This is a genomic window from Streptomyces arenae (assembly GCF_022343545.1).
Lineage (GTDB): Bacteria > Actinomycetota > Actinomycetes > Streptomycetales > Streptomycetaceae > Streptomyces > Streptomyces humi.
Genome location: NZ_JAKQYH010000048.1, coordinates 79494 through 101909, shown reverse-complemented (window position 1 = coordinate 101909; position 22416 = coordinate 79494). Strand labels below are relative to the sequence as shown.

Annotated in this window: 23 protein-coding genes; 19 read left to right on the top strand and 4 right to left on the bottom strand. The window is 72.3% G+C overall.

The annotated features are described in order from the left end of the window. The 3 genes from MB828_RS21680 to truA all read left to right on the top strand — a co-directional run. The coding region (locus tag MB828_RS21680; protein ID WP_301649636.1) for a DNA-directed RNA polymerase subunit alpha C-terminal domain-containing protein at positions 1-485 on the top strand (485 nt) is incomplete at its 5' end. Positions 486-580: 95 nt separating this feature from the next. Next, a complete protein-coding gene (gene rplQ / locus MB828_RS21675; RefSeq protein ID WP_301649635.1) occupies positions 581-1090 on the top strand; it encodes a 50S ribosomal protein L17 in 510 nt (169 codons plus the stop codon). A gap of 143 nt (positions 1091-1233) precedes the next feature. Continuing rightward, complete coding sequence (gene truA, locus MB828_RS21670) at positions 1234-2091, top strand: tRNA pseudouridine(38-40) synthase TruA (RefSeq protein ID WP_301649634.1); 858 nt, start codon at positions 1234-1236, stop codon at positions 2089-2091. Between the two features lie 10 nt (positions 2092-2101). On the opposite strand, the gene MB828_RS21665 is transcribed toward truA, so the two are convergent. Beyond that, positions 2102-2977 carry a hypothetical protein gene (locus MB828_RS21665; RefSeq protein WP_133028785.1) on the bottom strand — a complete coding sequence of 292 codons (876 nt, stop codon included), beginning with the start codon at positions 2975-2977 and terminating at the stop codon, positions 2102-2104. Positions 2978-3324: 347 nt separating this feature from the next. Between MB828_RS21665 and rplM the strand changes: the two genes are divergently transcribed. The 3 genes from rplM to glmM all read left to right on the top strand — a co-directional run bounded on the left by rplM (position 3325) and on the right by glmM (position 5876). Next, positions 3325-3768: a 50S ribosomal protein L13 gene (gene rplM, locus MB828_RS21660; protein ID WP_020941688.1), complete on the top strand. Its 444-nt coding sequence runs from the start codon at positions 3325-3327 to the stop codon at positions 3766-3768. A 42-nt stretch (positions 3769-3810) separates the two neighbouring features. Then, complete coding sequence (rpsI, locus tag MB828_RS21655; protein ID WP_133028786.1) at positions 3811-4338, top strand: 30S ribosomal protein S9; 528 nt, start codon at positions 3811-3813, stop codon at positions 4336-4338. A 179-nt stretch (positions 4339-4517) separates the two neighbouring features. After that, complete coding sequence (gene glmM, locus MB828_RS21650) at positions 4518-5876, top strand: phosphoglucosamine mutase (protein ID WP_133028787.1); 1359 nt, start codon at positions 4518-4520, stop codon at positions 5874-5876. Between the two features lie 117 nt (positions 5877-5993). Here glmM and coaA read toward each other — a convergent pair whose 3' ends face one another. Further along, entirely contained in the window at positions 5994-6962 is a 969-nt protein-coding gene (gene coaA, locus MB828_RS21645) for a type I pantothenate kinase (RefSeq protein ID WP_165941735.1), read from the bottom strand. 174 nt (positions 6963-7136) lie between these two features. Here coaA and glmS point away from each other — a divergent pair, with 174 nt between their 5' ends. From glmS to MB828_RS21605, 8 genes are all read left to right on the top strand, one after another. Further along, positions 7137-8984, top strand: a complete 1848-nt coding sequence (gene glmS, locus MB828_RS21640) for a glutamine--fructose-6-phosphate transaminase (isomerizing) (RefSeq protein WP_301649633.1) — start codon at positions 7137-7139, stop codon at positions 8982-8984. Between the two features lie 16 nt (positions 8985-9000). Further along, positions 9001-9372 (top strand): holo-ACP synthase, encoded by a 372-nt coding sequence (locus MB828_RS21635; protein ID WP_133028790.1) that lies wholly within the window; start codon positions 9001-9003, stop codon positions 9370-9372. A gap of 54 nt (positions 9373-9426) precedes the next feature. Beyond that, complete coding sequence (locus tag MB828_RS21630) at positions 9427-10860, top strand: NAD(P)H-hydrate dehydratase (RefSeq protein ID WP_301649632.1); 1434 nt, start codon at positions 9427-9429, stop codon at positions 10858-10860. A 220-nt stretch (positions 10861-11080) separates the two neighbouring features. Beyond that, the gene (locus tag MB828_RS21625) at positions 11081-11992 is read left to right on the top strand and encodes a L,D-transpeptidase family protein (RefSeq protein WP_430381410.1); all 912 of its coding nucleotides are present in this window, start codon (positions 11081-11083) and stop codon (positions 11990-11992) included. Between the two features lie 78 nt (positions 11993-12070). After that, complete coding sequence (gene alr, locus MB828_RS21620; protein WP_301649630.1) at positions 12071-13285, top strand: alanine racemase; 1215 nt, start codon at positions 12071-12073, stop codon at positions 13283-13285. Positions 13286-13462: 177 nt separating this feature from the next. Next, entirely contained in the window at positions 13463-14716 is a 1254-nt protein-coding gene (locus MB828_RS21615; protein ID WP_301649629.1) for an alpha/beta fold hydrolase, read from the top strand. Beyond that, entirely contained in the window at positions 14682-15194 is a 513-nt protein-coding gene (tsaE, locus tag MB828_RS21610; protein WP_301649628.1) for a tRNA (adenosine(37)-N6)-threonylcarbamoyltransferase complex ATPase subunit type 1 TsaE, read from the top strand. Before MB828_RS21615 ends, tsaE begins: the two co-directional genes overlap by 35 nt. 130 nt (positions 15195-15324) lie before the next feature. Then, positions 15325-15516: a hypothetical protein gene (locus MB828_RS21605; protein WP_301649627.1), complete on the top strand. Its 192-nt coding sequence runs from the start codon at positions 15325-15327 to the stop codon at positions 15514-15516. Here the strand turns inward: MB828_RS21605 and MB828_RS21600 are convergent. Then, on the bottom strand, positions 15513-16076 hold the full coding sequence (locus MB828_RS21600) for a hypothetical protein (RefSeq protein ID WP_133028795.1): 564 nt from the start codon (positions 16074-16076) through the stop codon (positions 15513-15515). The two genes, MB828_RS21605 and MB828_RS21600, sit on opposite strands and share 4 nt — an antisense overlap. Before the next feature lie 148 nt (positions 16077-16224). On the opposite strand from MB828_RS21600, the gene tsaB reads away from it, so the two are divergent. Genes tsaB through MB828_RS21580 form a run of 4 tightly spaced genes read left to right on the top strand, consistent with a single transcriptional unit; the run spans position 16225 to position 18758 of the window. Next, the gene (gene tsaB / locus MB828_RS21595; protein ID WP_301649626.1) at positions 16225-16881 is read left to right on the top strand and encodes a tRNA (adenosine(37)-N6)-threonylcarbamoyltransferase complex dimerization subunit type 1 TsaB; all 657 of its coding nucleotides are present in this window, start codon (positions 16225-16227) and stop codon (positions 16879-16881) included. A 17-nt stretch (positions 16882-16898) separates the two neighbouring features. After that, entirely contained in the window at positions 16899-17417 is a 519-nt protein-coding gene (gene rimI / locus MB828_RS21590; protein WP_133028904.1) for a ribosomal protein S18-alanine N-acetyltransferase, read from the top strand. Next, positions 17410-18498, top strand: a complete 1089-nt coding sequence (gene tsaD / locus MB828_RS21585; protein ID WP_301649625.1) for a tRNA (adenosine(37)-N6)-threonylcarbamoyltransferase complex transferase subunit TsaD — start codon at positions 17410-17412, stop codon at positions 18496-18498. Before rimI ends, tsaD begins: the two co-directional genes overlap by 8 nt. Then, a complete protein-coding gene (locus tag MB828_RS21580) occupies positions 18495-18758 on the top strand; it encodes a hypothetical protein (RefSeq protein ID WP_301649624.1) in 264 nt (87 codons plus the stop codon). Before tsaD ends, MB828_RS21580 begins: the two co-directional genes overlap by 4 nt. 80 nt (positions 18759-18838) lie before the next feature. Here MB828_RS21580 and MB828_RS21575 read toward each other — a convergent pair whose 3' ends face one another. Further along, positions 18839-21136, bottom strand: a complete 2298-nt coding sequence (locus MB828_RS21575; protein WP_301649623.1) for a glycoside hydrolase family 3 N-terminal domain-containing protein — start codon at positions 21134-21136, stop codon at positions 18839-18841. A 135-nt stretch (positions 21137-21271) separates the two neighbouring features. Between MB828_RS21575 and MB828_RS21570 the strand changes: the two genes are divergently transcribed. Then, the gene (locus MB828_RS21570; protein WP_133028800.1) at positions 21272-22303 is read left to right on the top strand and encodes a LacI family DNA-binding transcriptional regulator; all 1032 of its coding nucleotides are present in this window, start codon (positions 21272-21274) and stop codon (positions 22301-22303) included. Positions 22304-22416 lie beyond the last annotated feature (113 nt).

Below are 22416 nucleotides of genomic sequence, written 5' to 3'. Positions count from 1 at the left end.
CGACCCGTGTCGAGCAGCGCACCGACTTCGACAAGCTGATCGTCGACGTCGAGACGAAGCAGGCGATGCGGCCGCGTGACGCCATGGCCTCGGCGGGCAAGACCCTGGTCGAGCTGTTCGGTCTCGCCCGCGAGCTGAACATCGACGCCGAGGGCATCGACATGGGCCCGTCCCCCACGGACGCCGCCCTGGCCGCCGACCTCGCGCTCCCCATCGAGGAGCTCGAGCTCACGGTCCGTTCCTACAACTGCCTCAAGCGCGAGGGCATCCACTCCGTGGGTGAGCTCGTGGCGCGTTCCGAGGCGGACCTCCTGGACATCCGCAACTTCGGTGCGAAGTCCATCGACGAGGTCAAGGCGAAGCTGGCCGGCATGGGCCTGGCCCTCAAGGACAGCCCGCCCGGATTCGACCCCACGGCCGCTGCCGACGCCTTCGGCGCCGACGACGACGCGGACGCGGGTTTCGTGGAGACCGAGCAGTACTGATCAGTACTTGACCGGTCGTTGCCGGTGGGCATCCGCTCACCGGGTTCCTGACCCCGGTACCTGACACGGCCGGGGCAGACACACAGGAGAAGAACATGCCGAAGCCCACCAAGGGTGCCCGTCTGGGCGGCAGCGCCGCGCACGAGAAGCTGCTCCTCGCGAACCTCGCGAAGTCGCTCTTCGAGCACGGCCGTATCACCACCACCGAGGCGAAGGCCCGCCGCCTGCGCCCGTACGCCGAGCGTCTGGTCACCAAGGCGAAGAAGGGCGACCTTCACAACCGCCGTCAGGTGCTCCAGGTCATCACGGACAAGAGCATCGTGCACACGCTCTTCACCGAGATCGGCCCCCGCTACGAGAACCGTCCGGGTGGCTACACCCGCATCACCAAGATCGGTAACCGCCGTGGCGACAACGCGCCCATGGCTGTCATCGAGCTGGTCGAGGCGCTGACGGTCGCGCAGCAGGCGACCGGCGAGGCCGAGGCCGCCACCAAGCGTGCGGTCAAGGAGGCCGAGGAGGCCAAGGTCGAGGAGACCAAGGCCGACGAGGCCGCCGAGGACGCGGCGCCCGAGGCTGCCGCCGAGGAGTCGAAGGACGCGTAAGCGTTCTGCCGGGAACTGCCGGTCGGCGGCTGCGGCGCCGTAGTGGCTGGTCGCGCAGTTCCCCGCGCCCCTGACGGGGCGCTTGAGTGGGCCTGTTCCTTCATGGGACGGGCCCACTTTTCTTTACCTGAGAGGATCTCTGTGTGAGTGACGAAGTTCAGCCCGGCCATGTGCGGATCCGCCTCGACCTGTCCTACGACGGGACCGGCTTCCACGGCTGGGCCAAGCAGGCCGGTGGGAAGCGGACCGTGCAGGGGGAGATCGAGGACGCGCTGCGGATCGTCACGCGGTCGCAGGACACGGCGTACGAGCTGACCGTCGCCGGGCGGACCGATGCCGGGGTGCACGCGCGCGGACAGGTGGCGCACGTCGACCTGCCTGCCGGGCTGTGGGAGGAGCAGGGCGAGAAGCTGCTGAAGCGGCTGGCGGGGCGGCTGCCGAAGGACGTCCGGGTGTGGTCGCTCACCGTGGCCCCGGAGGGCTTCAACGCTCGTTTCTCGGCCGTCTGGCGCCGCTACGCGTACCGGGTGACCGACAACCCCGGCGGTGTCGATCCGCTGCTGCGCAACCACGTCCTGTGGCACGACTGGCCGCTCGACGTGGCGGCCATGAACGAGGCGGCCTCGCGGCTGCTCGGGGAGCACGACTTCGCCGCGTACTGCAAGCGGCGGGAGGGGGCGACGACCATCAGGACCCTCCAGGAGCTGAGCCTGGAGCGGGGGGCCGACGGGATCGTCACGGCCACCGTGCGGGCCGACGCCTTCTGCCACAACATGGTGCGGTCCCTGATCGGCGCGCTGCTGTTCGTGGGGGACGGGCACCGCGGCCCGGAGTGGCCGGGCAAGGTGCTGGCCGCCGGGGTCAGGGACTCGGCCGTGCACGTCGTACGGCCGCACGGCCTGACCCTGGAGGAGGTCGGCTACCCGGCGGACGAACTCCTCGCCGCGCGCAACAAGGAAGCGCGCAACAAGCGGTCGCTGCCGTCCGCCGGGTGCTGTTAGAGCACCGCGGTCACTGGTTCGCCGCCGCCGAGGCCTGGGCCTCGCCGCGGCGGCGGATCTGCCGGAAGGTGAACTCCGCCAGGTCGTCGCCGGTCTGGAAGACCTTGGTGTCCTTGGTGGTGACGTCCTTGCCGCTGGTGAAGCCGGTGGTGGTGAAGTAGGCGTAGCGGCCGTAGGAGTTGGCCGTGGTACGGCAGACCCCGGAGTTGCAGAAGGTCTTCACGCCGGCGCCCGCCAGCGAGCTGACGAAGCCCTTCTTGTCGGCCTCGCTCTTGGCCTTGGTGGCCTGGGCCTCGGTGTTGAAGACGGCCACGCCCACCGTCACCGCGACGCCGTCCTTGCTGTAGGTGACCCGCAGCAGCCGGGTGCAGTTGTTCTTGGTGAGCACGTTGACCAGGGTGCCCTTGGCGACCGACGCGCACTGCTTGGTGTCGGCCGTGGCGTTCTTCTTGTAGACCGTCTCGCCCATGGTCAGCTGGGTGCCCGGGAAGAGGGTCTCCGCGCTGAGCGGCGCCGTGTCCTTCTGGACGCTGGATATGAAGTCCTGCGGATCCAGCGGCGGCGGCGCGCTGGTCGGCGCGAAGGACGGCGAGCCCGCCGACTCACTGGGCAGCGAGGCGCTCGCGGGCAGGTTCGAGGGCGTGCCGGAGGCGTTGTCGTCGCCGTTCGCGGACACCACGGCCATCGCGACGGCCGTGCCGATCGCCAGCGTGGCGACCACGCCACCGCCGATGAACAGCACTCTGCGCCGCTTGTTCCGCGTTTCCGAGGCGTCGGCGAGCGCGGCCCAGTCCGGGGTCGGCCCGGAGCTGTCGCGCCAGGGCTGCTGAGACTGCGGTTTCCAGGGATCCCACTGGGACTGGGGTCCCCCCTGCCCATAACTCATGGGGCGCATCTTAGACGGGCGAAGAGGGGTGCCGGTGCGACAGTACGAACGGTGATAGTGGACCTTTGGGGCACGGGGGAGCATCCCGGTACCGCTGAGCGCCGCCGATGTCCGGAGAGTGTCGCCGGGGACTCGTTTTGACCCGTCCGGGGGCGTCCCGGTACGCTGGCTCTTCGTTGTGTATAGGCTCGCTCGTTCTCACGGGAGTGGCCTCTACCTAGGTTCCCTGGAGCAGTTACCAGTGGGCGGCATACGGGCAGCGTCCCCGGCACTGTCGTCCCCAGCTGCACGATCGCTTCAGTGATGCCATGTGTCAGCACCCATCCACTGAAGAAGAAGGCTGCGAAGTGCGTACGTACAGCCCCAAGCCCGGCGATGTGACTCGCCAGTGGCACGTCATTGACGCTCAGGACGTCGTCCTGGGCCGTCTCGCCACCACCGCCGCATCCCTTCTCCGCGGCAAGCACAAGCCGATCTACGCCCCCCACGTCGACACCGGTGACTTCGTCATCATCATCAACGCCGACAAGGTGCACCTGTCCGGCAACAAGCGGACCCAGAAGATGGCGTACCGCCACTCCGGCTACCCGGGTGGTCTGCGCTCCGTCCGTTACGACGAGCTCCTCGACAAGAACCCCGAGAAGGCCATCGAGAAGGCCGTCAAGGGCATGCTTCCCAAGAACACGCTGGGCCGTCAGATGCTCTCGAAGCTGAAGGTCTACAAGGGTGACGTGCACCCGCACGCTGCGCAGCAGCCGGTGCCGTTCGAGATCACCCAGGTCGCGCAGTAGTTCCGGCCACCCCCTAAGACAGAAAAGAATCTGAGGAGCATCGTGGCCGAGACCACCGCTGAGCAGCCGGTCGAAGAGACCGAGACCGAACTCGTCGACATCGACAGCTACACCACCGAGTCCGAGGTCCCCGTCGAGGGCGAGTACACCTCGGAGTCCCTGGCGTCCCGCTTCGGCGACCCGCAGCCGGCCGCCGGCCTGGGCCGTCGCAAGAACGCCATCGCCCGTGTCCGGATCGTCCCGGGCACCGGCAAGTGGAAGATCAACGGTCGCACCCTCGAGGACTACTTCCCGAACAAGGTGCACCAGCAGGAAGTCAACGAGCCCTTCAAGGTGCTGGAGCTCGAGGGCCGTTACGACGTCATCGCCCGCATCGCCGGTGGCGGTGTCTCCGGTCAGGCCGGTGCGCTCCGTCTCGGTGTCGCCCGCGCGCTGAACGAGGCGGACGTCGACAACAACCGCGGCCCGCTGAAGAAGGCCGGCTTCCTCAAGCGCGACGACCGTGCGGTCGAGCGCAAGAAGGCCGGTCTCAAGAAGGCCCGTAAGGCCCCGCAGTACAGCAAGCGTTAATCACAGTCGCCTGCACGTACTCCGAACGCCCCGGCGGCACGCCACATGTGCCGCCGGGGCGTTCGTTTATCCCAGCCAAGGGCGTATAACGACACAAGACGCTCAAAGGCTGGTGTGATCGCATGACAAAGCGCCTGCCATCATTTCCTGGCAGCAAGGACGCTTCCTCAGGAGGACAAGTGGGACGACTCTTCGGCACGGACGGCGTGCGCGGTGTCGCCAACGCGGACCTGACCGCCGAGATGGCGCTCGGCCTGTCGGTCGCGGCGGCGCACGTGCTGGCCGAGGCGGGCACGTTCGAGGGCCACCGCCCGAAGGCGGTCGTCGGACGGGATCCGCGCGCGTCCGGGGAGTTCCTGGAGGCGGCCGTGGTCGCGGGCCTGGCCAGCGCGGGCGTCGACGTCCTGAGCGTGGGCGTCCTGCCGACCCCCGCCGTGGCCTTCCTCACGGGCGCGCTCGGCGCGGACCTCGGTGTCATGCTCTCCGCCAGCCACAACGCCATGCCCGACAACGGCATCAAGTTCCTCGCCCGCGGCGGCCACAAGCTCGACGACGAGCTGGAGGACCGTATCGAGGCGGTGTACGAGTCCCACCGGCACGGTGAGCCCTGGGAGCGGCCGACCGGTGCCGGCGTCGGCCGGGTGCGGTCCTACGACGAGGGCTTCGAGCAGTACGTCGGGCACCTGCTCGGCGTCCTCCCGAACCGGCTCGACGGCCTGAAGATCGTTCTCGACGAAGCGCACGGCGCGGCCGCGGGGGTCTCGCCGGAGGCGTTCCGCCGGGCCGGTGCCGAGGTCGTCACCATCGGTGCCGAGCCGGACGGCCTGAACATCAACGACGGCTGCGGCTCGACCCACCTCGGCCCGCTGAAGGCCGCGGTCGTCGAGCACGGCGCCGACTTCGGCATCGCGCACGACGGCGACGCGGACCGGTGCCTCGCGGTCGACCACACCGGCGAGGAGGTCGACGGCGACCAGATCATGGCCGTGCTGGCGCTCGCGCTGCGGGAGCGGGGCGAGCTGCGCGCCGACACCGTCGTCGCCACCGTGATGTCCAACCTCGGCTTCAAGCTGGCGCTGGAGCGGGAGGGGCTGCACCTCGTGCAGACCGCGGTCGGCGACCGGTACGTGCTGGAGGAGATGAAGGAGCACGGCTACGCCCTCGGCGGCGAGCAGTCCGGGCACGTCATCATCCTCGACCACGCGACCACCGGCGACGGCACGCTGACCGGGCTGCTGCTGGCGGCGCGGGTCGCGGGGACCGGGAAGTCGCTGCGGGAGCTGGCGGGCGTGATGAAGCGGCTGCCGCAGGTGCTGATCAACGTGCCCGACGTCGACAGGTCACGGGTGCGGACGTCGGGCGACCTGGCGGCGGCCGTGGCCGAGGCGGAGCGGGAGCTGGGGGAGACGGGGCGGGTGCTGCTCCGTCCGTCCGGGACCGAGCCGCTGGTGCGCGTGATGGTGGAGGCGGCCGACATCGAGCAGGCGCGGTCGGTGGCCGGGCGGCTGGCCGATGCGGTGAAGTCCGCGCTGGGTTGAGGCCGTTGCGGGGGTGCCGGGGACGGTGCGTCGCGGGCTGACGGTTCGTGGTGGCTGGTCGCGCAGTTCCTCCCCCAGCCTTCGGCCGGGGGTACCCCCAGCGCCCCTGAAGGGGCGCTACAGCTTGCGGAGCCGTAGGCGCTGGACCTTGTGGTCCGGGCCCTTGCGGACGACCAGGGTGGCGCGGCCGCGGGTCGGGGCGATGTTCTCCACCAGGTTGGGCCTGTTGATGGTGCGCCAGAGACCGCGGGCGTACTCCAGGGCGTCCTCCTCGGACACCTGGGTGTACTTCCTGAAGTACGAGTCCGGGTTCTGGAAGGCGGTCTGCCGGAGCTTCTTGAACCGGTTGAGGTACCAGCGCTCGATGTCCTCCTCGCTCGCGTCGACGTACACGCTGAAGTCGAAGTAGTCGGCGAGACCGACCCGGGTGCGGCCGTCGCTGCCGGGCAGGGCGGGCTGGAGGACGTTCAGGCCCTCGACGATCAGGATGTCGGGGCGCCGGACGGTGAGCCTGCGGTCCGGGACGATGTCGTAGATCAGGTGCGAGTAGACCGGGGCGGTGACCTCGTCCTTGCCGGCCTTGATGTCGGCGACGAAGCGGGTCAGGGCCCGGCGGTCGTACGACTCGGGGAAGCCCTTGCGGGACATCAGGCCGCGCGCCTCCAGCTCCCTGGTCGGGAGCAGGAAGCCGTCCGTCGTCACGAGCTCGACGCGCGGGTGTTCGGGCCAGCGGGAGAGCAGGGCCTGCAGGAGCCGGGCGACCGTCGACTTCCCGACGGCGACCGAACCGGCCACGCCTATCACGAACGGGGTGCCGGACTGCGAGCCCTGTTCGCCGAGGAAGGTGTTCAGCGCGCCGCGCAGTCCGTCGGTGGCGCCGACGTACAGATTGAGCAGCCGGGACAGCGGGAGGTAGATGTCCCGCACCTCGTCGAGGTCGATGACGTCACCGAGGCCGCGCAGCTTCTCGACCTCGTCGGCGGTGAGCGGCAACGGCGTCTTGTCGCGCAACGCGCTCCACTCGGAGCGGGTGAGGTCGACGTAGGGAGTCGCCTCCGGCCTGTGCCGGTGGGCGCTCCGGGGCATCGGGGAGACCGGAGAGATCACATTCCATTGTTAACGGAGTTTGAACGGGACGGCGGGTGGGGTCCGTCACGTGGGGGCTCCGCCTGCGCGCCGCCCCTTCGGGCCGCGTGTGATTTCTGAATTCGGGCACGCTGTGCCGTGTTCGGGCCGGGAGTGGCGCTTAGGCTGCCGGTCATGTGCGGAATCGTGGGATACGTGGGGGCGCAGTCGGCGCTCGATGTCGTGGTGGCCGGGCTGAAGCGGCTGGAGTACCGCGGGTACGACTCCGCGGGCGTCGCCGTGCTGGCCGACGGCGGGCTGGCCTCGGCGAAGAAGGCCGGGAAACTCGTCAACCTGGAGAAGGAGCTGACGGAGCGGCCGTTGCCGACGGGGTCCACCGGTATCGGGCACACCCGCTGGGCCACGCACGGCGGGCCGACGGACGCCAACGCGCATCCGCACCTGGACAACGCCGGCCGGGTCGCCGTCGTCCACAACGGGATCATCGAGAACTTCGCCGCGCTGCGGGCGGAGTTGGCCGAGCGCGGACACGACCTGGCGTCCGAGACGGACACCGAGGTCGTCGCGCACCTGCTCGCCGAGGAGTTCTCCGGCACCGCCGACCTCGCGGAGTCGATGCGGCTGGTGTGCCGCCGGCTGGAGGGCGCGTTCACGCTGGTCGCGGCGCACGCCGACGAGCCCGACGTGGTCGTGGGCGCCCGCCGGAACTCGCCGCTCGTGGTGGGTGTCGGAGCGGGCGAGGCCTTCCTCGCCTCGGACGTCGCCGCGTTCATCGCCCACACGCGGTCGGCGATCGAGCTGGGCCAGGACCAGGTGGTGGAGCTGCGCCGGGACGGCGTGACGGTGACGGGCTTCGACGGCGCCCCGGCGGACGTCCGCCCGTACCACGTCGACTGGGACGCCTCGGCGGCCGAGAAGGGCGGCTACGACTACTTCATGCTCAAGGAGATCGCCGAGCAGCCCAAGGCGGTCGCCGACACCCTCCTCGGCCGGATCGACGCGAACGGCTCGCTGACCCTGGACGAGGTCCGGATCGGCACGGCCGAACTGCGCGAGGTCGACAAGGTCGTCATCGTCGCCTGCGGTACCGCCTTCCACGCCGGGCTGATCGCCAAGTACGCGATCGAGCACTGGACGCGCATCCCCTGTGAGGTGGAGCTGGCGAGCGAGTTCCGCTACCGGGACCCGATCCTGGACTCGCGTTCGCTGGTCATCGCCATCTCGCAGTCCGGCGAGACCATGGACACCCTGATGGCGCTGCGGCACGCGCGGGAACAGGGGTCGAAGGTGCTCGCCATCTGCAACACCAACGGCTCGACCATCCCCCGTGAGTCGGACGCGGTCCTGTACACGCACGCGGGTCCGGAGGTCGCGGTCGCCTCGACCAAGGCGTTCCTCACCCAGTTGGTCGCCTGCTACCTGGTCGCCCTGTACCTCGGCCAGGTGCGGGGCACCAAGTGGGGCGACGAGATCAGCGCGGTGATCCGGGACCTCTCGCACATCTCCGGTGAGGTCGAACGGGTCCTGGAGACCATGGAGCCGGTTCGGGCACTGGCCCGTTCCCTCGCCGACAAGAAGACGGTGCTGTTCCTCGGCCGGCACGTCGGCTACCCGGTGGCCCTGGAGGGCGCCCTGAAGCTCAAGGAACTGGCGTACATGCACGCCGAGGGCTTCGCGGCGGGCGAGCTGAAGCACGGTCCGATCGCGCTGGTCGAGGAGGACCTGCCGGTCGTCGTGGTCGTCCCCTCGCCGCGCGGCCGCTCCGTGCTGCACGACAAGATCGTGTCCAACATCCAGGAGATCCGGGCGCGCGGCGCGCGGACGATCGTGATCGCGGAGGAGGGGGACGAGGCCGTCGTCCCCTACGCCGACCACCTGATCCGTATCCCGGCCACGCCGACGCTGCTCCAGCCGCTGGTCGCCACGGTCCCGCTCCAGGTCTTCGCCTGCGAACTGGCCACCGCCCGCGGCAACGAGGTGGACCAGCCGCGCAACCTGGCCAAGTCGGTCACCGTGGAGTGACCGTAGGCTGCCGGGCATGAGCATCATCGGGGTTGGCATCGACGTCGCCGAGATCGACCGGTTCCGGGAGTCGCTGGCGCGCACCCCCGGGCTGGCAGGGCGGCTTTTCCTGGAGCGGGAGTTGTTCCTGCCGAGCGGGGAACGGCGTGGTGTCGCCTCGCTCGCGGCGCGGTTCGCGGCGAAGGAGGCCCTGGCCAAGGCACTGGGCGCGCCGCCGGGACTGCTCTGGACGGACGCGGAGGTCGTCGTCGAGGACAGCGGGCGGCCGCGGCTGCGGGTGCGGGGCAGCGTGGCCGCGTGCGCCGCGGAACTCGGCGTCCGGTCGTGGCATGTGTCGCTCAGTCACGACGCCGGGGTGGCCTCGGCGGTGGTGATCGCGGAGGGCTGATCCCGCGGGCGGTGGCGGATGCGTGGTCCGAGGGTTACGGGAGAGACTCGGGGCATGCGGACTGCTTACAGCGTGGAGACGGTACGGGCGGCCGAGCGGGAGCTGACGGCGCGGCTGCCGGAAGGGGCGCTGATGCAGCGGGCCGCCGCCGGGCTGGCCGCCGCCTGCGCCGAGTTGCTCGGACGGGTGTACGGCAGCCGGGTGGTGCTGCTGGTCGGCAGCGGGGACAACGGCGGGGACGCGCTGTACGCCGGGGCCCGGCTGGCGCGCCGGGGCGCCGGGGTCGTCGCCGTGCTGCTCGCGCCGGAGCGCACCCACGCGGGCGGGCTCGCGGCGCTGCGCCGGGCCGGCGGTACGGCTGTGGGCGCTGACGGTGCCGCGGGGCTGATCCTGCGGGCCGACCTCGTCGTCGACGGGATCGTGGGCATCGGAGGCAAGGGCGGGCTGCGGCCCGACGCCGCCGAGCTGGTGGCCGTGGTGGAGCGGTCCCGGGCCGTCGTCGTCGCCGTGGACCTGCCGAGCGGGGTCGAGGCGGACACCGGCGAGGTACGGGGGGCGGCGGTACGGGCCGACCTCACCGTCACGTTCGGCACGCACAAGCCGGGGCTGCTGATCGATCCCGCGCGGGCGTACGCCGGTTCGGTACGGCTGGTCGACATCGGGCTCGAACTGCCCCCGGAGGCCGAACTGGAGGCGTTGCAGGACGCGGACGTGGCGCGGCTGCTGCCGGCGCCGTCCGCGGAGAGCGACAAGTACCGGCGGGGAGTGGTGGGCATCGCCGCCGGCTCGGCGCGTTATCCGGGCGCGGCCGTGCTCGCCGTCGCCGGGGCGCTGCGGGGCGGGGCCGGGGCCGTACGGTACGCCGGGCCGGCCGGGGACCAGGTGCTGGCCCGCTTTCCCGAGACGCTGGTGTCGGACGCCGGGCCGCGGAAGGCCGGGCGGGTACAGGCGTGGGTGGTGGGACCGGGGGTCGGCGACGCGGCGCAGGTGGTCGCCGAGGTGCTGGCGGAGGAGGTTCCGGTGCTCATCGACGCGGACGGGCTGCGGCTCGCCGACCGGGACGCGGTGCGTGGCCGTACGGCACCCACGCTGATGACGCCGCACTCCGGGGAGGCGGCCGCGCTGCTCGGGGTACGGCGGGAGGAGGTCGAGGCCGGCCGGCTCGCGGCGGTACGGGAGCTGGCGGCGGCGTACCGGGCGACCGTGCTGCTGAAGGGGTCGACCACGCTGGTGGCGGAGGCGGGCGGGCTGACGGCCGTACGGGTGAACGCGACGGGGACGCCGTGGCTGGCCACCGCCGGGAGCGGGGACGTGCTGTCGGGGCTGGGGGGTTCGCTGCTGGCGTCCGGGCTGGACGGGCGGGACGCGGGGAGTGTCGCGGCGTATCTGCACGGGCTCGCGGGGCGGTTCGCGGCGGAGGGGGCGCCGACGGTTGCACACGCGGTGGCCGAGGAGTTGGGGGCGGCGTGGCGGGGGGTTTTCCGGTAGGCCGAGGGGTCGCCGTCTCGGGGCTGCGCCCCGGGCCCCCGGTGAGGGCCGTTCGGCGGTGGTCGGGTGCGGGTGCGCGGTGGCTGGTCGCGCAGTTCCCCGCGCCCCTGACGGGGCGCTACGGCTGGCGGGGTGTTACGGCCGGCGGTGTCTGCATCCCTTGGGTGACCTCGCCGCGCGGCTCCCTGGAATCGCCTGGCCATCGGGGTTGTCTGATCGCATGATTAGTGGACGAATCGTGCGTAACGGGCGGGGTGTCGGCGGAGTTCTCGTGGCCGCCGTGGCCGTGCTCTCCCTCGGGGCCGGGACCGTGGCCGCCGACACCGGTGCACCCAAGCCCTCGACCGTCATCCCCGAGTCCGAACTCGTGCCGGGGGTCGCACCCGGGCCCGCGCGGCCCTGGGGGATCGACACCCCCGACCAGATGCTGCCGCCGAAGGTGTACACGCCCAGCGTCAAGGAGGACGCCGTCGAGCCGAAGGCGGCGGCACCGGGCACGTACGACCTCATCGAGTACGTGCCGCTCAGCGACGCCGTCTCCAAGGTCAGCTGCTCCAAGCTGACCGGGCCGTACCAGAAGCAGATCGAGCAGTGGCTGAAGCTGAGGGTGGACGGCAAGCAGTCCACCGCCGACTGCAAGGCCATCCAGAAGTTCCAGAAGACGTACAAGATCAAGCCGGCGATCGGGTTCGCGGGACCCGTGACCTGGTACCAGATGATGCTGCTGTCGGCGAAGAAGAACCCGAACGCCAAGAAGAACTGCCCCGTGAAGTCGTACCGGGTCGCCTGTGTCGATCTCAACCGGCAGGTCACCTGGGTGCAGAAGGGCAGCAAGGTGATCTACGGGCCGGTGCAGATGCGCAGCGGACGCAAGGGATACGCGACCCGGGCCGGGTGGCACTCCGTCTACTGGCGGCACAAGAACCACTGGTCGACCCTGTACAACTCGCCCATGCCGTACGCCCAGTTCTTCGACGGCGGACAGGCCTTCCACGCCGTGTACGGCTCCATCTACACCACCGTCGGCTCCTGGGGCTGCGTGAACCTCAAGCTCGGCGACGCCAAGAAGCTGTGGAGCGTGCTGAAGAAGGGCGACAAGGTGTACGTGTGGGGGCATCGGACGGGTACCTGACCATCCTGAGGTACCCGAACCCCGTACCAGGGCCTGCGCCGGAGGGCCGACAGGGGCCTCTGAGACACTGGGGGCGCCATGAGTGACACACCGACCGCGCGGACGGCGCGGACCGCGCCGACGGCGCCCCTGCGCGCCCGCGCCGAGATCGACCTGGCCGCCCTGCGGGCCAACGTGCGGACCCTGCGCGCCCTCGCGCCGGGCGCCGCCCTGATGGCCGTGGTGAAGTCCGACGCGTACGGCCACGGCGCCGTCCGGTGTGCCCGCGCCGCCGTCCGGGCGGGCGCGGGCTGGCTCGGCACGGCCACCCCGGAGGAGGCCCTGGCGCTGCGCGCCGACCCGGAGCTGCCGACCGGCGTGCGGATCATGTGCTGGCTGTGGACCCCGGGCGGGCCCTGGCAGGAGGCCGTCGAGGCCGACCTGGACGTGTCGGTGAGCGACATGTGGGCGCTGCGTGAGGTCGTCGAGGCGGCCGGGCGGGCCGGCCGGCCCGCGCGTGTGCAGCTCAAGGCCGACACCGGGCTCGGACGCAACGGCTGCCAGCCCGCCGACTGGCCCGAGCTGGTCCGCGAGGCGCTGCGGGCCGAGGCGGCCGGCCGGGTCCGGATCACGGGCCTGTGGTCCCACTTCGCCTGCGCCGACGAGCCGGGGCATCCCTCCATCGCCGCCCAGCTCACGGTCTTCCGCGAACTGCTCGCCCACGCCGAGGAGCAGGGCGTGCGCCCCGAGGTGCGGCACATCGCCAACTCGCCGGCCACCCTCACCCTGCCCGAGTCCCACTTCGACCTGGTCCGCACGGGGATCGCGCTCTACGGCCTCTCGCCCAGCCCCGAGCTGGGCGCCGCAAGTGACTTCGGGCTGCGCCCGGTGATGACGCTGTCCGCCTCGCTGGCCCTGGTGAAGCACGTCCCCGGCGGACACGGCGTCAGCTACGGGCACCACTACGTCACGCCCGGCGAGACCACCCTCGGGCTGGTCCCCGTCGGCTACGCGGACGGTGTCCCGCGGCACGCCTCCGGGACCGGGCCCGTGCTGGTCGGCGGCAAGTGGCGGACGGTCGCCGGACGCGTCGCCATGGACCAGTTCGTCGTCGACCTCGGCGGCGACGAACCCGAAACCGGCTCAGAGGCGGTGCTGTTCGGTCCCGGCGACCGCGGCGAGCCCACCGCCGAGGACTGGGCCCAGGCCGCGGGCACCATCGCCTACGAAATCGTCACCCGCATCGGAACCCGGGTTCCCCGCGTCTATGTGAACGAGGAACCGAATGGGCAAGAACCAGGGGACGGCGACTGACCTCCCGGGTTCGCCGGCGGCACGACCTGGTTACACCTGTTGGCGGCGGCATCGGTCATCGCGTCGGCATCACCCGTGCCGCCGAACCGGCGAACTGCAGTACGGCGAGCACGGCGAGTCAGGGCGAGTGCGGCGGATCACGGCGAGTACGGCGAATACGGCGAAGAGGAGCGGTACGTGAGCGAGAGCAGTGCGGAGGCCGTAGCGGACGCCGCGGCGGCCGTCGTCTCCGCCACGGGGGTGGACGGCAGCTGGCGCAAGGTGACCGGTATCGCGGGGGCCGCCATAGGGGTGCTCGCGGCCGGGGCGGCGGCCGGTGTCGCCCTGGAGCGGATGACCGTCGGCCGCGGGATGCGCCGCAAGGCCCGGCTCGCCCTGGACTCGGCGGGACCGTACGGCACCCTGCGCGGTACGCCCGGCAAGGCGCACGCCGACGACGGCACCGAGCTCTACTACGAGGTCGACGAGGTGGAACCCGACACGGGTCCGGCCGTCTCCCCGCGCCGCCGCCGGCTCTTCGGCCGCAAGGCGCCCGCGCCCGTCACCGTCGTCTTCAGCCACGGCTACTGCCTCAACCAGGACTCCTGGCACTTCCAGCGCGCGGCCCTGCGCGGGGTGGTGCGCACCGTGCACTGGGACCAGCGCAGCCACGGCCGGTCCGGCCGGGGTGTCGCCCAGCACGAGGAAGGCGCGCCCGTCACCATCGACCAGCTGGGCCGGGACCTGAGGGCCGTCCTCGACGCGGCCGCCCCCGACGGGCCGCTCGTGCTGGTCGGGCACTCCATGGGCGGCATGACCGTGATGGCGCTGGCCGCGCAGTACCCCGAGCTGATCCGGGAGCGGGTCGTCGCCACCGCCTTCGTCGGCACCTCGTCGGGACGGCTCGGCGAGGTCAACTTCGGTCTGCCGGTCGCCGGTGTCAACGCGGTGCGCCGGGTGCTGCCCGGTGTGCTGAAGGCGCTCGGCACCCAGGCCGCGCTGGTGGAGAAGGGGCGGCAGATCACCGCGGACCTGTTCGCCGGGATCATCAAGCGGTACTCGTTCGCGGGCCGGGACGTCGACCCGGCCGTCGAGCGGTTCGCCGAGCGGATGATCGAGTCCACCCCGATCGACGTGGTCGCCGAGTTCTACCCGGCCTTCACCGACCACGACAAGACCGCCGCGCTCGCCCACTTCCAGAACCTGCCGGTGCTGGTGCTGGCCGGGGTGCGGGACCTCGTCACGCCCAGCGAGCACAGCGAGGTCATCGCCGACCTGCTGCCCGACGCCGAGCTGGTGCTGGTCCCGGACGCCGGGCACCTGGTCATGCTGGAGCACCCGGAGGTGGTCACCGACCGCCTCGCGGACCTGCTCACCCGCGCGGGTGCGGTGCCGGCAGGGGCTACGGTAAGTGGCTATGGAAGCACCAGCAGCACGGCACGACCGGGCTGAGACCGAGCTGATCATCACCTCCCCCGAGCAGATGCGGGAGCTGGGCCGCCGACTGGCCGAGCTGCTGCGCGCCGGTGATCTCGTGATGCTCAGCGGGGAGCTCGGCGCCGGCAAGACGACGCTGACCCGCGGTCTGGGCGAGGGGCTCCGGGTGCGCGGGGCCGTCACCTCGCCGACGTTCGTCATCGCCCGCGTCCACCCCTCCCTCGACGACGGTCCGCCGCTCGTCCACGTCGACGCGTACCGCCTCGGCGGCGGGCTCGACGAGATGGAGGACCTCGACCTCGACGTCTCGCTGCCCGAGTCCGTGGTGGTCGTGGAGTGGGGCGAGGGCAAGGTCGAGGAGCTGACCGACGACCGGCTCGCCGTGCGGATCCACCGGGCCGTCGGGGACACCGTGGACGAGGTGCGGCACGTGACCCTGACGGGGCTGGGGGAGCGGTGGGCCGCGGTGGAACTGGGGGCGCTGTCCGTCTGAGGGCCGTGTGAACGTTCCGACAAGGCGTCGGCAACATATTGCGCCGGACGTATCGGGCGTGGTCACATGGTACCCAGTTCGTAGTTAGGTCTACCTAACCACGTCCGCCCCCGTACTTCAGGAGGCGCCAGTGTCCGTGTCCCAGTCCGAGGAGCGGCGACCGGTCGCGGTCGCCGTGGTGTCCATGCGCGAGCTGCTGGCGTCCTGCGCGGCCGCCGACGCGGTGTCCCGGCCGCCGAGAGCGCCCGACCCGGTGGCGGGGCCGGTCGAGCAGGCTCGTGTCGAGCAGGGCCGTGTCGGGCAGGGGCGCGAGGCCGCCTAGCGGATCACGACCACCTTCACGCCGATCGTCGCGAACTTCCACATCGCGTCGCCGTCGGGGCGGGTCTCGCGGATGCCGCCCGTCCGCACCGTCGGGTCGGGGGCCTCAGCCGTGCCCCGCCCGGTGGCGGCGCTGAAGCCGATCGCCGAGCCGTCCTTCGTCGTCGCGAAGCGGACCACGTGCTCGATGGGCAGACCGTCCGTGCCCGTGACCGCCTTCGAGCGCGACGTCACCCAGTAGGTGCCCGGGATGGGGTCGATCGTGCCGGGGGTCACCCTGAAGGTGCGTTCCAGGCGGCCCCGCTCGTCGACCAGCCAGACCCGGTCGTCGTCCACCGAGTACACCACCCGTTCACCCGTTCCGGAGCTGTTCGGGAGGGCGTCCGGACGACCGGGGTCGCGGGGTGCCCGGGACGCCGGTGCACCGGGGGCGGGGCTCGCCGCCGAGCCGCGGCCCAGACCGGGCGGCACGGTGGCCCAGGCCTGGTAGGCGAGGAGGCCGATCGTGCCGACGGCCGCCGCGGTCAGGCCTGCCACGATCGCCGAGCTGGTCCCTGCCACGTGCGCCACCTCTGCCTGGTCGGGCGTCCCACCGGACGTCTCCTCGGATGTCTCGCCGCATATGTCGTACTTCGTACCGACCGTAGCAGTCAGTGACCGTCCGTCCCCGACGGCCGTGCTCGCGGCGCCGGAGCCGTAGGCTGTTCGCGTGCTCTTGCTCGCTCTGGATACCGCCACCCCCGCCGTCACCGTCGCGCTGCACGACGGTACGGCCGTCATCGCCTCGTCGAGCCAGGTGGACGCGCGCCGGCACGGCGAGCTGCTGCTGCCGGCCGTCGACCGCGTCCTCGCCGAGGCCGGGATCAAGCTGGACGCCGTGACCGCGATCGCCGTAGGCGTCGGACCCGGCCCCTACACCGGCCTGCGGGTCGGTCTGATGACCGCCGACACCTTCGGGCTCGCGCTCGGGGTGCCCGTGCACGGCCTGTGCACGCTCGACGTCCTCGCCTACGCGGCCGACATCGGGAGCGGCCCGTTCGTCGTGGCCACCGACGCCCGCCGCAAGGAGGTCTACTGGGCGACGTACGCCGACTCGCGCACCCGGCTCACCGAACCTGCCGTGGACCGGCCGGCGGACATCGCCGAGAGGGTCGCCGGGCTGCCCGCCGTCGGCGCGGGCGCGCTGCTCTACCCGGACACCTTCCCGGCCGTGCACGAACCCGAGCACGTCTCCGCCGCGGCCCTCGCCTCCCTGGCCGCCGAGAGGCTGGCCGCCGGCGAGGAGCTGCCCGCGCCCCGGCCGCTGTACCTGCGCCGGCCGGACGCCCAGGTGCCCAAGAACTACAAGGTGGTCACACCCAAGTGACCGCACAGCTGCGCGAGATGCGCTGGTGGGACATCGACCCGGTCCTGGAGCTGGAGCGGGACCTGTTCCCCGAGGACGCCTGGTCCCGGGGCATGTTCTGGTCCGAGCTGGCGCACGCGAGGGGACCGGGGGCGTCCCGGCGCTACGTGGTCGCCCTGGACGGCGACCGGATCGTCGGGTACGCCGGGCTGGCCGCCCAGGGCGGCGCCTCCGACAGCGGGGCCGCGGTGGGCGACGTCCAGACCATCGCCGTCCGCCGTGACCAGTGGGGCACCGGGCTGGGCGGGGAGCTGCTCACCGAGCTGCTGCGGGCCGCCACCGCCTTCGAGTGCGCCGAGGTCATGCTCGAGTGCCGGGTCGACAACATCCGCGCCCAGAAGCTCTACGAACGGTTCGGCTTCGAGCCCATCGGGTTCCGCCGCGGCTACTACCAGCCGGGGAACGTGGACGCCCTGGTGATGCGGCTGACGACGAAACCCGACAGCGGCTCCGCCGGCGGAGCCGCCTCCGAACAAGGAACCGAGATCAATGGCTGACGAACCCCTGGTCCTGGGGATCGAGACCTCCTGCGACGAGACCGGCGTCGGCGTCGTCCGGGGCACCACCCTGCTGGCCGACGCCGTCGCCTCCTCCGTGGACGAGCACGCCCGCTTCGGCGGGGTCGTCCCCGAGGTGGCGTCCCGGGCGCACCTGGAGGCGATGGTCCCGACCATCGAGCGCGCCCTGAAGGACGCCGGGGTGAGCGCCCGGGACCTGGACGGCATCGCGGTCACGGCCGGCCCCGGCCTGGCCGGCGCGCTGCTGGTCGGCGTCTCGGCGGCGAAGGCGTACGCGTACGCGCTCGGCAAGCCGCTGTACGGCGTGAACCACCTCGCCTCCCACATCTGCGTCGACCAGCTGGAGCACGGCCCCCTCCCGGAGCCGACGATTGCCCTGCTGGTGTCCGGCGGCCACTCGTCCCTGCTGCTGTCCTCGGACATCACCTCGGACGTACGACCGCTCGGCGCGACCATCGACGACGCGGCCGGCGAGGCCTTCGACAAGATCGCCCGGGTACTGAACCTGGGCTTCCCCGGCGGCCCGGTCATCGACCGCTACGCGAAGGAGGGCGACCCGGAGGCGATCGCCTTCCCGCGCGGCCTCACCGGGCCCCGTGACCCGGCCTACGACTTCTCCTTCTCCGGCCTCAAGACGGCGGTGGCCCGCTGGATCGAGGCCAAGCGGGCGGCGGGCGAGGAGGTCCCCGTCCGGGACGTGTCCGCGTCCTTCCAGGAGGCGGTCGTGGACGTCCTGACCCGCAAGGCCGTCCGTGCCTGCCGGGACGAGGGCGTCGACCACCTGATGATCGGCGGCGGGGTCGCCGCCAACTCCCGGCTGCGCGCGCTGGCGCAGGAGCGCTGCGAGGCCGCGGGCATCCGGCTGCGGGTGCCGCGTCCGAAGCTGTGCACGGACAACGGCGCGATGGTGGCCGCGCTCGGCGCCGAGATGGTCGCCCGCAACCGGGCCGCGTCGAGCTGGGACCTCTCCGCGGACAGCTCCCTGCCGGTGACGGACCCGCACGTCCCCGGCGACCACGACCACGTGCACGAGGTCAGCAAGGAGAACCTCTACTCGTGAGCGTCGCGCTGATGTGGGAGGCGCGGGCGGCCGAGGGCCGGGGTGCCGAACTCCTCACGTGGGCGCGTGCGCAGCGGCTCGCGGGGGAGCCGCTGCGCCGGGAGACCTTCCGTGCCCCGCAGGACCGGGTGCTGGTGATCACGTGGTGGGCGGCGCCGTACGACGAACCGGACCTCCCCGAGCTCCCGGACCCGCCGGACGGCCTGCTGGCCCGCCCGGTCCATCGCTGGCGCTTCGAACCGGTCGGCCAGGAAGACTAGCGGCGGGCCGGTCGCCAGATGGGTGCGGTCACCAGGAGGGCGCGGTTGTCAGAAGGGTGCCGTCGCCAGCAGGGGCGCGGTCACTCCACCGTCGTCCCGCACCGCAGCACCCGGTCCGGGCCCGGACGCCGTACCGGGCCCGTCAGCCGTAGCCGCACCGTGGCCCGTACCTCCGCGCTCGACGCCGCCACCCGCAGCTCCAGCGCCCCCGGCTCCACCACCCGTGCCCCGTCCCGGTCCGTGAACGCCGACAGGTCCGCGTGGAAGCGGAAGGTCACCCTTCTCGATTCGCCCGGAGCCAGCTCCACCCGCTGGTAGCCGATCAGCCGGACGTCCGGGCGGGTCACCGACGCCACCGGGTCGTGCAGGTACAGCTGCACGACCTCCGCGCCCGCCCGCTCGCCCGCGTTGCGGACCGTGACCGTCACGTCGTGGGAGCCGTCCGTGGCGATCTCGGCCGCCTCCGGGGACACCGGCTCCCACACGAAGTCCGTGTACGAGCGGCCGTGGCCGAACGGGTACAGCGGGGTCGGGTCCAGGTTGCTGACCTCGCCCGCCAGGCCCAGCGGGGGCTGGAGGTAGGTCCAGGGCTGGCCGCCGGGCACCCGCGGGACGCTCACCGGCAGCCGCCCCGACGGGTTGACGCGCCCCGACAGCACGCCCGCGACCGCCGGGCCGCCCTCCTCCCCGGGGAAGAACGCCTGCACCACCGCGCCCAGCCGGCCCTGCCAGCGGCCGAGTGCGTACGGGCGCCCGGTGAGCAGGACCAGGACCACCGGCACGCCCGTCGTGAGCAGCGTGTCCAGCAGGTCGGCCTGGACACCGGGCAGCGCGAGGTCCGTGACGTCGCAGCCCTCGCCCGACGTGCCCCGCCCGAACAGGCCTGCCCGGTCGCCCAGGACCGCCACGCACACGTCCGCCTCCGCGGCCCGGGCCACCGCCTCCTCGAAACCCGAGGTGTCCGGGTCCGAGACGTCGCAGCCCTCGGCGAACGTCACCTTCGCGTCCGGGAGTTCGGAGCGCAGGGACTCCAGGACGGTGGGGATGGAGATGCCCGGGTCCACCTCGGGGTGGTGGGTCAGCACATGGGACGGGAAGGAGTAGCAGCCGAGCATGGCGAGGGCGTCGGCGGCCCGGGGGCCCACCACGGCGATCCGGGTGTCGGGGGGCAGCGGGAGGACGCCGTCCGGGTTGTCCAGGAGGACCACCGACTCCTCGGCCAGCCGGCGGGCCAGGGCGCGGTTCTCCGCCGAGTCGAGGTCGACCGGTCCTTCCCGCGGGGGCTCCCAGTCCTCGTCCAGCAGGCCCAGCTCGCACTTCTGCCGCAGCACCCGGCGGGCCGCCCGGTCGATCAGCGCCTCCGGGACGGTGCCCTCCGCCACGGCCGCCACCAGCGGGCGGCCGTAGCACTTCAGGGTGGGCAGCTCCACGTCGATGCCCGCGGCGAGCGCCAGGTGCGCCGCCTCCGCCTCCGTGCCCGCCACCCGGTGCAGGGTCTGCAGGAAGCCGATGCCGAAGTAGTCGGCGACCACCGTGCCCTCGAACTCCCAGTCGGTGCGCAGGAGGTCGGTCAGCAGCCGCGGGTCGGCGGAGGCCGGGACGCCGTCGGTGTCGTTGTACGCGGCCATCACCGAGCGGGCCCCGCCCTCCCGCAGCGCCATCTCGAACGGGGGCAGGGTGATGTCCGCGAACTCCCGGACGCCGGCGCGGACCGGGGCCAGGTTGCGGGCGCCCGCGGAGGAGGCGTAACCGGCGAAGTGCTTGAGGGTGGCGACGATCCCGGCCGACTCCAGGCCCCGGACGTAGGCGGTGCCGATGGTGCCCACCAGGTACGGGTCCTCGCCGATGGTCTCCTCGACCCGCCCCCAGCGCGGATCGCGGACCACGTCCAGGACGGGGGCCAGGCCCTGGTGGACGCCGACCGAGCGGAGGTCCTGCCCGATGCGCCGGCCCAGCTCCTCGACCAGCGGCGGATCGAAGGCGGCGCCCCAGGCGAGCGGGACGGGATAGGCCGTCGCCTGCCAGGCCGTGAACCCGGCCAGGCACTCCTCGTGGGCGATCGCCGGGATGCCGAAGCGGCCCGCGGCGGTGATCCGGCGCTGGGCGCGGGCCAGTGCTCGCGCGCCCAGCGCCGGGGCCACCGGGGCGGTGCCGAAGGAACGGGTCAGCTGGCCGAGGCCGAGGGTGATCAGCTCGTCCCAGTCGTAGTCGGCGGTCATCTCGCGTTGCAGCGGGGCGACCCCGTCGCCGTCCGTGGCCGCGCCCACCCACACGCCGTAGAGCTGGGCGGTCTTCTCCTCCAGGGTCATCCGGGAGAGCAGGTCGTCGACGCGGGCGGCGACGGGCAGTGCGGGGTCTCGCCAAGGAGCGGTGGTCATGAAACTCCCGTCTTCGCTTTCTGCTGGTTCTGCTGCGAACGCTGCGAATGTTTCGTACCACACACCGAATGTTCCGGGAACCTATGGCGTGCGCAGGTCTTCGTCAAGGGGGAGCGCAGGGATACGATCGCGGGCATGACGCCTTCGAAGCCCGCAGAAACGCAGACGGCGACGCTCGCCGAAATCGCCCGTGAGGCGGGCGTGTCCGCTCCGACTGTTTCGAAGGTCCTCAACGGACGCGCCGACGTCGCCCCGGCCACCCGCACCCGCGTCGAGGAACTGCTGCGCGTATACGGCTACCGGCGGCGGCGCGCCGAGGCCTCCCGTTCCCCGCTGATCGACCTGGTCTTCCACGAGCTGGAGAGCGCCTGGGCGATGGAGGTCATCCGGGGGGTGGAGAACGTGGCCCGGGACGCGGGTCTGAGCGTCGTCCTCTCCGAGTCCGCGGGGCGGCTGACCCCCGGGCGGACCTGGGCGGACCAGGTGGCGGCGCGCCGGCCGCACGGCGTGGTGCTGGTGCTCTCGGGGCTCGACGAGTCGCAGCGGGCGCTGTTGCTGAGCAGGTCGATCCCGTTCGTGGTGATGGACCCGGCGGGGGACCCCGGGCCGGACGTGCCGTCCATCGGCGCCACCAACTGGCAGGGCGGCCTGGCCGCCACCCGGCACCTCGTCGAGCTGGGACACCGGCGCATCGGCGCCATCAGCGGACCGTCCCGGATGATGTGCAGCCGGGCCCGCGTGGACGGCTACCGGGCCGCGCTGGAGACCGCCGGGCTCCCCGTCGACCAGGGGCTGGTCAAGGCCGGCGACTTCCACCACGACGCCGGCTACCGGCTCGGCCTGGAGCTGCTGCGCATGCCCGACCGGCCCACCGCGGTCTTCACCGGCAACGACCTCCAGGCCCTCGGGCTGTACGAGGCCGCGCGCGAGCTGGGGCTGCGCATCCCGGAGGACGTGAGCATCGTCGGGTTCGACGACCTGCCGGTGGCCCGCTGGGTGGGGCCGCCGCTGACGACCGTACGGCAGCCGCTGACCGAGATGGCCGAGGCGGCGGCGCGGCTGGTGCTGGAGATGGGGCGCGCGGAGGAGGCCACCACGGCGACCCGGGTGGAGCTGGCCACGAGTCTGGTGGTGCGGTCCAGCACGGCGGCCCCCGCGACGGGGTGACGCGGGCGCCGGGCGAGGCGGCCTGGCCGGAAGTTGACGTATTGACGGGTGGTGCGGCCGCCCCCACACTCCTCCGAAGCCAATCGGTTGCACAACCGAAACTTTCGGAGGCA